17 protein-coding genes are annotated in these 12964 nt (G+C 48.9%); 2 read left to right on the forward strand and 15 right to left on the reverse strand.

The annotated features are described in order from the left end of the window. Window positions 1-3: 3 nt before the first annotated feature. The 8 genes from ABI361_02095 to ABI361_02130 form a co-directional block, all read right to left on the reverse strand. The gene (locus ABI361_02095) at window positions 4-378 is read right to left on the reverse strand and encodes a hypothetical protein (protein MEO9319442.1); all 375 of its coding nucleotides are present in this window, start codon (window positions 376-378) and stop codon (window positions 4-6) included. Next, window positions 378-884, reverse strand: a complete 507-nt coding sequence (locus tag ABI361_02100; protein ID MEO9319443.1) for a hypothetical protein — start codon at window positions 882-884, stop codon at window positions 378-380. Before ABI361_02100 ends, ABI361_02095 begins: the two co-directional genes overlap by 1 nt. Further along, window positions 866-1963 (reverse strand): hypothetical protein, encoded by a 1098-nt coding sequence (locus tag ABI361_02105; protein ID MEO9319444.1) that lies wholly within the window; start codon window positions 1961-1963, stop codon window positions 866-868. Before ABI361_02105 ends, ABI361_02100 begins: the two co-directional genes overlap by 19 nt. Beyond that, a complete protein-coding gene (locus tag ABI361_02110) occupies window positions 1960-2391 on the reverse strand; it encodes a hypothetical protein (protein ID MEO9319445.1) in 432 nt (143 codons plus the stop codon). The genes ABI361_02105 and ABI361_02110 overlap by 4 nt, the downstream gene beginning before the upstream one ends. Beyond that, on the reverse strand, window positions 2388-2615 hold the full coding sequence (locus tag ABI361_02115) for a UBP-type zinc finger domain-containing protein (protein ID MEO9319446.1): 228 nt from the start codon (window positions 2613-2615) through the stop codon (window positions 2388-2390). The genes ABI361_02110 and ABI361_02115 overlap by 4 nt, the downstream gene beginning before the upstream one ends. Then, window positions 2615-4267, reverse strand: a complete 1653-nt coding sequence (locus ABI361_02120; GenBank protein MEO9319447.1) for a hypothetical protein — start codon at window positions 4265-4267, stop codon at window positions 2615-2617. The genes ABI361_02115 and ABI361_02120 overlap by 1 nt, the downstream gene beginning before the upstream one ends. Next, entirely contained in the window at window positions 4267-4593 is a 327-nt protein-coding gene (locus tag ABI361_02125; GenBank protein MEO9319448.1) for a hypothetical protein, read from the reverse strand. The genes ABI361_02120 and ABI361_02125 overlap by 1 nt, the downstream gene beginning before the upstream one ends. 181 nt (window positions 4594-4774) lie before the next feature. Next, window positions 4775-5215, reverse strand: coding sequence for a hypothetical protein (locus ABI361_02130; GenBank protein MEO9319449.1), 441 nt, complete (start codon window positions 5213-5215; stop codon window positions 4775-4777). Window positions 5216-5432: 217 nt separating this feature from the next. Between ABI361_02130 and ABI361_02135 the strand changes: the two genes are divergently transcribed. Then, window positions 5433-6095: a hypothetical protein gene (locus tag ABI361_02135; protein MEO9319450.1), complete on the forward strand. Its 663-nt coding sequence runs from the start codon at window positions 5433-5435 to the stop codon at window positions 6093-6095. A gap of 233 nt (window positions 6096-6328) precedes the next feature. On the opposite strand, the gene ABI361_02140 is transcribed toward ABI361_02135, so the two are convergent. From ABI361_02140 to ABI361_02150, 3 genes are all read right to left on the reverse strand, one after another. Beyond that, window positions 6329-6931, reverse strand: a complete 603-nt coding sequence (locus ABI361_02140; protein ID MEO9319451.1) for a hypothetical protein — start codon at window positions 6929-6931, stop codon at window positions 6329-6331. 61 nt (window positions 6932-6992) lie between these two features. Beyond that, the gene (locus ABI361_02145) at window positions 6993-7175 is read right to left on the reverse strand and encodes a hypothetical protein (GenBank protein ID MEO9319452.1); all 183 of its coding nucleotides are present in this window, start codon (window positions 7173-7175) and stop codon (window positions 6993-6995) included. A gap of 60 nt (window positions 7176-7235) precedes the next feature. Next, window positions 7236-8660, reverse strand: a complete 1425-nt coding sequence (locus ABI361_02150) for a site-specific integrase (protein ID MEO9319453.1) — start codon at window positions 8658-8660, stop codon at window positions 7236-7238. 97 nt (window positions 8661-8757) lie between these two features. On the opposite strand from ABI361_02150, the gene ABI361_02155 reads away from it, so the two are divergent. Next, window positions 8758-9159, forward strand: a complete 402-nt coding sequence (locus ABI361_02155; GenBank protein ID MEO9319454.1) for a VOC family protein — start codon at window positions 8758-8760, stop codon at window positions 9157-9159. 18 nt (window positions 9160-9177) lie between these two features. Here the strand turns inward: ABI361_02155 and ABI361_02160 are convergent, their stop codons facing one another. The 4 genes from ABI361_02160 to ABI361_02175 form a co-directional block, all read right to left on the reverse strand. Continuing rightward, window positions 9178-9963 carry a methyltransferase gene (locus ABI361_02160; protein ID MEO9319455.1) on the reverse strand — a complete coding sequence of 262 codons (786 nt, stop codon included), beginning with the start codon at window positions 9961-9963 and terminating at the stop codon, window positions 9178-9180. Window positions 9964-10955: 992 nt separating this feature from the next. Then, entirely contained in the window at window positions 10956-11222 is a 267-nt protein-coding gene (locus ABI361_02165; GenBank protein MEO9319456.1) for a hypothetical protein, read from the reverse strand. A 51-nt stretch (window positions 11223-11273) separates the two neighbouring features. Beyond that, window positions 11274-11780 carry a DUF359 domain-containing protein gene (locus tag ABI361_02170; GenBank protein ID MEO9319457.1) on the reverse strand — a complete coding sequence of 169 codons (507 nt, stop codon included), beginning with the start codon at window positions 11778-11780 and terminating at the stop codon, window positions 11274-11276. Between the two features lie 17 nt (window positions 11781-11797). Then, window positions 11798-12898: an Mrp/NBP35 family ATP-binding protein gene (locus ABI361_02175; protein MEO9319458.1), complete on the reverse strand. Its 1101-nt coding sequence runs from the start codon at window positions 12896-12898 to the stop codon at window positions 11798-11800. Between the last annotated feature and the right edge of the window lie 66 nt (window positions 12899-12964).

A 12964-nucleotide genomic window follows, 5' to 3' on the forward strand; every position in this document is an offset into this window, starting at 1 on the left:
ATTTTACGGATTGTACTGGTCTATGCTCCTTATCGTCACGCCTTTCTTTTCAAGTTCCTGTCGAGTCTTTTGGACTAGCGGCGATTCCTTGTCGATGCCGGGGCCAGATTCAAAGAACTTTACCAACGGGTCCCCTTCGCCTTCGCTGACCAGGATGTCAACGTCTGTATCCTTGATTAGCTCCGAGATGTCAAAGTCTGCAGTACATGAGACGCATACCATTTTCTCAGCGTCGGTCGATTTGTAAATTAGTTTCTCACTTTCGCAGATAGGGCAGGTTATGTCGATGTTGTAATTGTCTGCAATGACCTGTACCTCTCGCTTGCTTCCTAGCTTGCGCCTTAGTGCATCAGTCATAGTATCGTTAATGTCTACCATTAGTCGCGCCTCCGCTTGTCCAGTTTGAAATTAAACAACGCTAGCCTAAAGTCGTCAAAGCAGTTATCGTATAAAGTTGATTCCTTATCCAGCGCGCCGTCTTTAGATGTGGCCGTACGGCAGGAGTCTATTAGTTTAGTGAATCTTGGCGATATAGCAACCAGGCCCTTTTGCATTAAAAGCTGAGCGTGGCCTAGCATCTCTTTGTGGTATTTGTTGAAAGGTATAGGCTTTATCGTGCAGCCGCTGAGCTCTTGCTCTGTCAGGTTTTCATAGTCTGTACGCTCGCGATGCCTTAGCTTCAAGTCTCTAATCAGCGCGGCATTGGCACCGTCGATCATTGCGCGGCTGATATTCCAAGCTCTCATTTTGGTATAGATTTCCTGCACCTTATCAACTCGATTCCTAAAGCCGCTGTCTTCCTTCCATGTCTCGCTTGGATGCTTGAGGTCCACTTCATCAGCTAAGAGAACTTGTAGAACGCCGTCTACCTGCTGAATATGCATTCGCCAAAGGCAGAGCTGCCAAAGCCCGGGTCTATGCCGTATGCTTTTGAAGCGTCCTTGTTAACGAAATGTACGCCGTACTTGTCGTCTAATGCCTTGCCGAGCTCTAGTGCCTTGTCAATGTCTGCTATAGAAAAGACGTTTCCGCCGGTGCTTGCAAACTCGGCCATGTACAGACGCCTATAAGCCTGCGGGTCGTGTTCTCGCTCGCCTTCTAGGGTTTGCTTGTCGATAATACCAGCTGCTACAGCCTGGTCTGCAGTCACTACTTTAACGAAAAAGTCTCCTTGCTTGAGCTGGCCTGTTACGGTTGGCGTTAGATACCTCTGGTACATATCGAATATGGCGCCTTTCGGGTTGCCCGGTACAGTCTCAATTAGGCAGCTGCCGGCGTTGTTGACAAGCCTTGAAAGTGCAAGGTCTAGCGCCTCGTGAATGTCCCCGATTGCCATTGTTGCGTCTGAGATGTGGATATTTCGAACGTTTTTCCAGGATGCCAAAGCTCCGGGGTTGTCCAATGAGAGACCGATAATCCTGCTTGGCTGCCGCTCATCTGTAGGATTTCGGATAAAGATAACACTAACCTTGCTTTGCTCGCTTCTAAGCAAGGACTTCATGGATGGGTTGTCGGGGTCTATTTCCTGCGGGCTGTCGATAAGCCATCCTGCATACTTTGACGATGCTATCAGCTTCCTAAGAGTACGGATATGCTCCCTGCTATGCGGCAGGCTTTGCGAGATAATCAATTGGTCGTAGCCTCTGCAGCTCATTGGGTGGCTGCTTGGCAGGACCGCTAGGTGAAAGTCATTGATCAGACTCGCGGTAGTCTGGCCGCATTTGTTCGACTTGATTTCAAGGACTCGCTTGTACTGGAATAGCGCCTCGCTGACCTCATACTGATAGCCTGCTAACTCGCCTACCGGCTCCTTGGTCCGGGGATGCAGGATAACAGCCCCGAAATCATGATAGAATGACCTGGGCGTCAGCGGTATCTTGCTGTCTGGCTGCAGCGGTATTGCCTGAGACAGGTCAAGGCTATCTAGTGCCTGCTTTAATCCTCTGCCTAGTGCTGATGTCAATTCTCTATCGGCCCCGATTCAGTTGTTACTTGTAGAATTTCAGCCTTAATGCGGCTTACAGTTTTCAGTGCACGTTGAATCTGCTCCGGGTCGCCTAGCAGGATTTGTCGCTTTATGACGACTTCGGCGATTGAATCTAGAATCTCCCGCTTGCGTTTGGCGTCCTGTTCTTTCTCATACAATCTCCAGAGCTCGGTATGGGCCTTGGTGATCGATGCAATCGACATCAGGTGCTCAAAAGGCAGGTTCTCGATGTATTCTGATTGCTTGGATATTGCCTGTCTTCGCATCCTTGCGATGTCACGGCTCACCGTGCTAATGTCGACCTTGAGCGCCTCGGAGATTGCCGTCATACTCTTGCCCGATGCAAATAGCTCGAGGACCTGGGAGCGCCGCCATTCTTTCAGGCTTTGCTTGGTCGAGTTCAAACTTTGCAGTCCTCCTTATATCCAGATGTAGAGTTTTGCAGTTCTCTCTTTACGACTCTATGATTAGCATCTTTTTCATGTTTCTCTGCTATCTTGGCACTCCCTCTGCCTTGAAAGACAGCTCCGCAGTCCCGGCAAGTCCTCGTGGTCTGGGCGCGCTTCCATGAATTGATTCGCTCCCACCTTGCAGGCTTGTTTTCAAGGATTTCGTAAACGAGGCTCATTACGTCGCCCTCCGATAACGACCCGGAAGAAATTCATAGATGACATTCTCCGATAGGCAGTCTTTGACTACTTGGTAAGCCTCGCCGGCGTCGAACTTGCCTGACGTTATGAGTTCGCGCTTTAAGGCTTCAGAGTCAACTTCATTGTCAGAACTGGCCTTTGACATCGTGTCAAAGATTTGCCAAAAGACCGGCAGCTTGCTTTTGTTCTTGGCTCGTGCGACTATGCTATCGCCAGCGCCCTCTTCTGAGGGGGGTGTTTTTCTTTCAAGCTGCTTGAAAGAAATTTCCCCCCGTCTAATAGCGCTAAATTCCTCTGTCAGAAACCACTTAAAATCGTCTTTTAACGTAATCTGCAGCTCTTCAGTTTGGCTCGAAGGCTCGGACATATCGACCAGCTCTAAGGCTTTGAGCTCGACCATCGTTCGCCTTGCAGTCGGGTTTGTGGTGTTCATGCCTCTAGTGATGTCTGAGGTCTTGAGCGTTCCTTTGTGGGCTAGCAGAAGGTCAAAGACGACAACCCGTTCAACCGGCGCCGTGCTGAGCATGACATTCGCCAGTATCGCAAGGTCCTTGTCATTGATTGTCTTGCGTCCCTCTGCCAGGGCGTGGCCTCTTGCAAGGTTTCGAAGTTGTGTTATTGCCCTGCTTGGATCCTCTATGGTTGCAACCGAATAGGCATAATGGCTGCCCTGCGTATCGTCGCTTTCCCAGGTAGGAACAGAACCGCGCAGGTGTGCAAGGAGTTTTGCAAAGCGGATCACCTTCAGCGCGACTTCCTTGTCCTCTTTTTCCATCCTGAACTTGTGCACGTTGCCGTCGAGTTCCATCGAGGGGCAATAACTGAACCATTCAAGGTACTGGGTCAGCGCACTTTGGATTTCCTGCCTTTTTTCCTTGAAATTGTCGGCCTCCATCTGCTCATAGTACCCGTTTTCGTCTTTTTCCTGCACATGCAGCCTGAAGAAATACAGTTTTGGACCGAGTGAACTTAGCAGTTTATGTACACGCCGCGGAATTTCAACGGCTGCCCCTATCCATGTAAACATGAACTCGCCGGAATAGCCGCGGTGTCCTTGCGCGCCTGAGTCGCTTTCAAAGCCGTGGCCGTCAAGGAGTCGTGTGATTATGCCCAGTATGTTTGTCAGGTCTTCCTCCCGCGCTGAAAATGTTGGGCTCAGCTCCGGCGTCAGGAATACCTTGTTCTTGATTTTTGGCAGCAGGTCGATTTCCTTGAGCTTTTCTTCGTCGACGCCGTTTATGTGAGAGACGAATGACTTGGCGGTAAACTGGTCCGTGTAGATCGTGCCCGGAATACCGCGTAAAAGCTCGATACCAAATGTTTTGAATGAGCTCGGCTTGCCTAGAATTATTCCCATAAATGGAAGGCTGCAGTCCTTGATGTTGAGGATTCGCGATATCGAAATGACAAATTCTAAGGCCGGCCAGACTGTCGGAAAGTTCTCCTTTGTAATTCGCTGCAAGTTCTCATAGTGAAACGCCAGTCTTTTCTGCCAATCTTCAAAGGAGATATCGAGCTTGATTCTTGGCGTCTCGGCTATCTGAGGGGTGGTTTTTTCTTTCAGCTGCTTGCCGTCTTCTTTTGCTGCGGTATTCTGGCCATACTTCTTTCCTACTAGTGAGCTGGCCATTATTCGACCAGCTCCACTTGCAGGTTACGCATGATCGAGTTGTGGAAATAGAAATAGTCGATGTTTTCAAAGACACGCCCCGCAGCTTTCAGAAGCACGTACTTTCTCGCGGATGGCTTGCACTTTTCGAGCTCGACTATAACGCGATTCCATAAATCCTGAATCCTGATTTGAAATGCCGGCGCTGCATTTCCGCCGCGCGGAATCCGGTAAAGCAGTTCTCGCGCTTGCTCATAGTATGAAGGATAAACGGCAAGATTGCAGAATGTTTGATCCACTAAATATTCTGTGGTCCAGATGTCGCTTTCGGTGCATAGAGCTGTCATGCCTCAGCACCTTTTTTTGCGTTGGCCCGCGCCCAAAGTTCAGAATCGATCCAAAACGGGCCGACAGGAAAGCAGCGGCGGGGCTTCCGTTTCAAAAAGTTGTTAAGATTTTCTTGCGACTGAGAGGTAGACTTTTCTGTAAGTGCGTCGGAAGTCAAGATGCCTATACTTCCTTTTTCTTTTAGCCTAGCCCTGGCGCGTAATACGACGGGGATAGTTTTCGCGGTTCGGTCTTTGCCTGCTTGAAGTCCTTCTCCAGGTTTGCAATTCGGACGCCTAACTGCTTTTGCTGCTCGGCTAAAAGGTAAGCCTCGCCCACTATTTGCGCCGTGGATTTGTTCTCGCGTCTTGCAGGCTTTATCGAAACTTCCGGCCTGTTAGCTCTTGAAGTGTCAAGGTTCTTGTCTGTGTTCAGTGTGGTACCGGTGACGCTGACCTGCATGTCCATGAGCGCATTGAGAAGCGAATTGGCGATTGTATCGACCTGTTGAACCGTCACGCCAGCCGCAACCGCCGCGGTCATCTGGCTCTTGATCTGCTCAGTTTTCTGATTGAAATAACTCAGTAGGTCCCAGCCGATTGAGCTTGAGGTTACTGGTGTTTCGGCAAATTGGGAGGACAATTACGCTCTGCCTCCAGGCGGTTCCTGTTTTTCGATTGCACTTTCGAGAATACGATAGACAAACTTTGAGCGTGGTACGTCCCCGCGCACTATGTCTATTCTCTCGATTACGGTTCTAGGCAATGAAATGCCTATTGAAACGCTTTCTTGCATTCTATTAGCTCTCACAAACTTCATATACTTAAGAGCCTCCTATTTTTGGTAGGATAAAATAGGAATGGCTGAAGGTAAAGGCTATGGATTTATCGACTCATTGAGGAAGGACAAGGCAACATTTACGGGTCTGAGAGGCAAATATCAGAACTTTAGCGATACATGGCGAGACGTAGAGAACGGCGCGACCGAAACAAGAGAGCGTCTTTTCGCCCTTCTGGAAAAGTGTCCCGACGATTACTTTAAGAAAATACTATCGCCGCTAGAGGCCCAGAGATTCATCAAGGCTATATTTTCGGATGCTCCGATAGTGCTTAGAACAAAAGAGATAATCGAGGAGATTAAAGAGATTGACGAAGCACTAGCCAAGCCAGGTAATCATGAAAAGAGTGTTTTGGAACGTTGGAAAAGCCAGAAACACAGGCTTGCCTCTGAACTTGAATACGCGCTGAATTTCATAAGTGTGTACAGGATGGAATTGGCTGAATACGCCATAGATTCAGGACTAAGATATCTCCTTGCACAATACGAAAAAGTCGAAAAGAATCTCGGTGCTCAAAGAATCTATGGACTAAAAGTCGAGGAAATAAGAGGCATTGTTGAATACCTGAAATCACATACCCTAGGCGAGTACGAACATCAAAAGGAGTTTGAGGCTTTGAAAAAGGAGAATCAAGAGCTCAGGGAGAAAATCCATCACTTAAGCCCAGGCGCTTTAGACCAGTAAGTTCAGTGGATTTCGTTTCAGAAGATCGTGAACATCAAAAACACCGAATTGAGCTCCTCTTTGCTAACGGGGCTGTTTTCTGCTAGATTGATTCTCGCAGAACTATCATAATCTGTAACACATCGTGTTACACTACACGGTAGAACAATCCCGGAATTACGTATTACATTGTACAACGTGTTACAGTACAGCCTTTCTTTCGTTTTATGATGTAACACATTGTGTTACAGAAATTAGGCAGATTCGTGGGTTATGATTGGCGTCAGTCTGTAAACACCTTCGGTAATCCTTTCGATTCGACCTTTATCGAGGTATTCCGGAATAAGTGATTGTACAATCCAATCATATGGCGCGATTTCCCCGGTTGCGGTTCTTATCGCGCTAATTAACTTGCTACCAAGAAGTTTTGTCGTAACGGCTTTCATGTCATATGCCATCTTGAGGTCAGCCGGGAGTTTGTGATTCTTCTTTTTGAGCTCAGCGCCTACATCTGACATTATCGACTGGTACGCAGCCAAGTATGCATCGGACAAGGCCCGAGCTTTCTGATCGTCCGAAAGAACGGGATAGATTTTTGGCTTATCGACAGCCTTCTTTGCTATGTCGTCGATTTTACGCATCTTGAACCCCTCTTTTTCTTCGACCTGTCTCTGTACCTGATCCAACTGCTCCGGTGCCAACGTTTCGACAAAGGTCTGATAACCCTTTGCAGGGGTGATAGTTGCCATCACGGTGTCCGGGCCATACTCTTCAATCCGTTTGGTGGTTACATACGAGATAGTTCTAATTGCAAACATCACGGCCTCGGTCTTGTCGTTCGTTCCCAGGTTAAGCATTAGCTGCCAAAGTGCAGCTCTATCTTTGTCTTTCAGCCTGCAGTTTAGCTGGTCTGAAAGGCTAGGCTCTTTGAACCCTGCTCGCCTCGGTGGTAATTCCAGCCGGCTTATCTAGATCGAATTGCTTTCGCAAGACATCATTGTAAGACTCGCCAGCGCGGCCTCGCGTCCCAATTGCATTTTTGACTTCAAGGTCTACGGTTATTGTGGTTGTCGGCTTTCTAGCAGACTTTGGCTTTTTCATTGAACCCATAGGTTCCATACTGAAAAGCTAGTAACTTAAGGTGCGGCAGAAGGCGCTAAATCATCTAGTTTTCGCGCTGTATTGACGGTCCCAGGCTGCGATTTCCTCATCGCTCACCTTAATTCCCTTTGCTGAAAGGCTGATAACTGTAAGTACCTTCGCAAGCTGTCTCTCAATCATATCCTTGTCTTCCTCTAGTTTCTGTAAGCGGCTGCGCTCGTCGCTTGTGAGTTGTGCCTGCTGGACATATGCCTTGTAGCTCAGAACGTGGTTGCAGCCTTCGCAAAAAGGCGCGTCGGGCTTGTTTTCATATTTACAGTTCGGGCAGACTACCGGAGCTAGCCTATTGTCAGCCTCGCCGGGTTTTGGAATGAAGCCCCTGGCCTGCAATATCGCTCTGGAGCTCTCGCCGCCCAGGTCATGAGTGTAGATTTCCACCATCTGGCTAGTCTTGGTCCAGCCTGAATGCTGCCGCAACTCATGCTCGTTAAGCATGTGTGCGAGCTTTGTAATCGAAGTATGGCGGCGCGTGTAAGGATTCCATCGCCTCTTGAGCATGTCCTGAATAACTCGCTTGTCATCTGCGGGTACGTCTTGACGTTCAAGCAGCTGCGGGAAAATCTCGTTTCGAAGGTTACGGTAAATGGACCTCAGTGTGGGCGTTTTGATTGGCCTGTTCTGATACTTGCCCTTGAAGTCAAGAGTGCGGAAGACGAACGCCTTTTGATTGCTTGGCTCTGGATGCTCTCTTAGCCATGCCTTGTAATATGGCAGAGAATCAATCAAGGGGACGGTCCTGCTCTTTGTCTTGCCTCCTCTGCCAATCTCCACTTCGGCGTAAACCTTGTTTCCGGTGTTCTTTATCTGCACGTCTTCGATTCGTATAGCCAGAATCTCGTGGGGCCTTCCGCTTGTCTCAATTGACATGATATGGTAAAGCTGCATGCGTTTGTCCTGGCAATACTTGACAAAAACGGCGTCCTCTTCAGGTGTCCAGAGGTCTTTTGCCTTGACATGCGTTTTTTCCTTCCGCCTTAAAAGCGGCAAGTCACGCACAACGTCAGGCATTGGTCTTTCTCTTGATGCAAACTCCGGATAGTACAGCCACTTGAAGAATTTCTGATAGATCACCACCCTGTTATTATGTGTGTTAATCCATTTTTGGTCCGGGTCTTCCGTGGAGCTCTTCCTTAACGTCTGCAGATAGGCCAGGATTTCCTCACGATTAACCTCTGACAAAAGCTTGTTGTTCAGGTGTCTGCAGAGATAGAGCAGGTTGTTTACATAGACAGTCTTTGTTCCTGGCTTGATGTTGTCATAGTCTTCAAAATGCAGGAGTGCATCGACAACAAGCGTTCGGTTTTCTGGGCTAAAACCCTCAGATAGCTGCCTCTGCTCGGCCATAGGCATCCCTCTCTTCGCCCTCTCAAGTCGAATGTCTGAAATCGGGCTGTTTGCTGCAATCTGCACGTCCTGCCTGCTCATAGGTTTCATAGGTCGTATGGAAGTTAATTAAGGGTAGCAGTTAAGCAGTAAAGTTCTTAATTTAGGGAATCAGACTCATTTGTGGGGATTCAATACTGTGTCATTCAGCAAAGTCGGCGCCGTAATCCTGCTGGTTTCGGACATGGAGCGATCTGTCAAGTTTTATCGAGACACGCTCGGCCTTCCATTAAAGAACAAGTCGAAGGATTGGACAGAATTTTTCAAGAGCGATACCGTTCTGGCCCTTCACCCGGCAAAGAACAAAGGAAACATCAAAACAGGTTCAGCGATGCTGGTTGGATTTGAAGTCAGCGATCTTGATTCAACAGTGAAGACGCTTAAAGACAAGAAGGTAAAGTTCTTCAAAAAGCTTACAAATGAACCATTTGGCAAGCACGCAATCATCAAGGATCCGGACGGCCACCTGATTTCAATAGCAGAGATTAAGGAAAAGACAGCCGAAGGCTTTGACCTCATAGGCTTCATCGGTGCCGAGTAGGAAAGATGCGCCGGCTCGCTATTTGCGGGCTGTAATAAGGTACAGCCTTCCTCCGAGATTTGTCAATCTGATACTTCCAAAGGCTGCCCGACTTAATAGGCCGGAAATTTCGTCGGTCCGAAGAAAGCGGGCGCCCTGAAGCGCAAAGTCTAATTGCATCCCAAAGATCAAAAGGTCTTCCGGCCCTGCAGGATTCCTCGGCCTGGCTGGAATCAGCCCTTCAACAATCACGATGCTCCCGCCGGGCGAAAGGGCCTCACGACACCTCGACAAGAACTTGTCCTTTTCACTGACAGAGTAAAGCACCTCGCCGCAGTATATCAAATCAAACTCCTCGGAAAAGGCCATGTCACAACCAGAAAGAGGGTAGAGAGAAGCCGTGCCACCCAAGCGCTTCCGGGCTAATTCAATGGCTTTCTCTGAAGGGTCGATTCCGGTGAATTGTGTCTTTGGATACATTCTAACGAGCTTTTGAAGGAGACCGCCGGAGCCGCAGCCCACATCAAGGAACTTGCAGCCCCTTTCAAGCAACGTGCCTATCTGTCTGTTCCTTTTGATTAGTCGCAGGAAAGCTTCGTGGTCCCACTCGGTAGCCGCATCGATTGCCTCAAAGGATCCGGTGGCAGATGAAGCTTTCCCTGTGTGAAAGAGTTCGTCCATCTTGCCGTACTCTAGGCTTCTTAGTGTCAGATAGGAAAACTGACCACCTAGGAATTCATGACTGCTCTTGTCGAGTAGAACTTCTCCCAACTTGCTTCTTAACAAAAAGTTGTCGCCACTTCTCTTCAGGTATCCAAACGCCACTGCAGCAGATAACCAGCTATTCACGGAAGGTTGGTCGAGCCGCAGTCTGTCGCCAAGTTCGACGGCCGAGCAAGGATGCCGCCTCAACTCTTCAAAAATCCCGAATCGAAGGCCGATATGAGCTAGCCAGACCCCATAAAAGCCAACAGAGAATTTCCAAAGCCGCTTGAATTCAGGAGATCTTTTGATCCAGGCCGTCAAACGTGAATAGGGCGGACGGACAGGTTTTAACCATTGCGACGAGCGATGAGGCAACTTGTCAAAGGGGCTTTTGATGAGGGTCGGATGAGCTACCCTTAAGGAGGCTGGTACCGCCGCGCAGGGATTAATTCCGGATATTCCTTTCCTAAGAGTAAGCAATTATTATATTATAGTAGCTTCAAAGGTAGCAGAGTATGGCTCAGACGGATGTACAGAACTGCCCTGTTTGCTCGGGTAAGGGCTCTATTGAGATTACCGATTCAGGATGTCCTTTCTGCAACGGCACTGGCGAGTTTACGCGCGCCGCAGAAAGCTACATGAAATCGCACATTTGCCAGTGTGTATTCTTGGACAGGAAAAATTGTCCGTTGTGCGGCAAGAAATGCCATCACAATACGCCGAATCGGCCAAAAATACTAGTCGCTCCGATGTAAGTAAGGGAGCATAGTTTAAGAACTGGCATCTCGGAATTGATTGCAGTACATTGAAGTCTGACGTTGATAATTCTGCTTCATGTGCATTCTGCGGGGCTTCCATCACGTACGGTCAAAGTGTTTGCTCGAAGTGCAGAGTGAAATATGGAATCCATGCAGGCGATCAGTCAAACGACGGCTGCGGTTGCGATCCCTAGTCCAATAAAATTACTTTTATGAATCTATGGGGTCAGAAATTGGTATGATCATCAGATCGGATATCAGACAGCCACCACTTCATCATTCCCCATTGACTGCATTTCAGCCCGATAAATATTGATTCTCTCCCTGAAGTTACGACGAAAGCGCGGCAGCGGTCTAGACAGGTCTGTCCGGTTTTGAGAATAGATGTCTCCCAAACACTTTCACGTAAAGAAGAATCGTGGCCATGGAGGGCGGTATCAGACCAGCCATGAACAGGTCAGGCCCGTAGTCAGGCGAGACGCCTTCCTTGTAAATGAGGTATATGATTACAAAGAACGAGACGAGTAAAGTCACTACGAAAAATAGCATCGCCATAACCAGAAATACTAGAACTTTGGCATCCTCCCTGCTCGATAACACTTCTTCAGAAATGCCTCCCAAGTTTGTCTGGCTGCGTGGTCACACATAAATCCGTCGGACTAGACAGCGCTATCACTTGTTCTCGTGTATTACCCTGTCCATGAGCAGCGCAGCCCGGCGTTTGTTTTCTTCAGACAGTTTTACAGCAACGAGTCCCTCATGAGGTTGCCCGTATAGGACGACAAACCCTTCAGGTGCCAACGCGCAGACTGCAAGCGCGAGCAGGTCCTCCTCGCCCCGAACAACAATCCGTGCAGGAAGCGATTCGAGCGACTCGTTGATTGTTTTGATCGCCTCATCAGTTATCGTACCGGCAGGATTCGAGCAGTTAAACAATGCAACCTTACCGGTTAGCTGGGGGATTGCCCTGGAGAAACGCCTTTCTTTACCGTCAACTATGCTCAAATCCGCGAACAAACCAAACTCGTTCATGCGGTCTAGCGTTGCATCGCCCACCGTAATGCTGCCACTGCTGCCGTCAAGCTCCTCTAGCAGGCGCTCTTTTGTAACCTCAGTGTCAAGAATTAGTTTGCCAAATGGCTTTTTTAGTTCCAGTAAAAGGTCATTTGATATCGGCATGGCGTCTGCTTTTAGGCCTAAGTGTTGCCCACCGCTGGCGCAGCGGGGGCCGCGGCACCCTCGCTTTCTGAACTCATTTCCGAGGCTATGACGCTTATCCTTCCGGCAATAGCTTTTGCGGCCTTGCTGAAGGCCTGGGCCTGCGTTGATTCGGGTTCAGAAAGAACTGCGGGTTTGCCGGTGTCGCTTCCAAGGCTTATTTGGGGATGAAGCGGAATTTCGCCGATAAACGGGACATTGAATTCTTCGCTGATACGTCTGCCGCCTCCCTTTCCAAACAGGTATATCTGTTCGTCACAGTTCGGGCATTTCAGGTAGCTCATGTTTTCAACTACCCCGATTATAGGGACGTTTAACTTGTTGAACATTCCAATCGCCTTGACGGCCACATTCATTGCGACGTCTTGAGGGGTAGTTACGATTAGAATGCCTGTGATAGGAATCGTCTGGGCAATAGTCAACGGCGCGTCCCCGGTCCCGGGGGGCAAATCAATTATCAGGTAATCCAGCTCTCCCCAGTTCACATCTGTCAAGAATTGCTTGACTATGCCGGAGACTATTGGCCCCCGGTAAATGCCGGCCTGCTGAGACTTCTCGTAAAAAAAGCCCATAGAGATGACCTTCACTCCATCAGCCACCGGAGGCTGGATTTTGTTTTCGTGGACCTCAGGCGATGCGGTGAGGCCAAGCATGAGAGGAACGCTTGGTCCATAGATGTCGGCATCAAGGAGCCCGACCTTCGCACCAGACTTGCCCAGCGAAAGCGCAAGATTCACGGCCACGGTGGTCTTGCCGACGCCACCTTTACCGCTTGCAACAGCTATGATGTTCTTTACTGAAGGCAGCAGCTCATCCATACTTACAGCGCGTCCTTCCATTACCCGCGCAGTCACTTTCATGTCAAGATCGTTTATTCCCAGGCTCGAGATAGCATTTCGAGCGTCGCGTTCAATGTCACTATTGAAGGGGCATGCGGGCGTGGTCAGTTCAAGAGTGAATGCGACCTTTTCACCGTCTATCTTTAGGTCCTTTATCATGTTCATAGAAACAATGTCCTTGTGAAGCTCGGGATCCACAACTTTTCTAAGCGACCCCAATACTTGGTCGACAGTTACCATGATTGAAAACGCGCCGCCTCGGTATTTAAACCCTCAGCCGCTTCAAAATAGGTTTCAATGCAGAAA

The organism is Nitrososphaera sp. (assembly GCA_039938515.1).
GTDB lineage: Archaea > Thermoproteota > Nitrososphaeria > Nitrososphaerales > Nitrososphaeraceae > Nitrososphaera.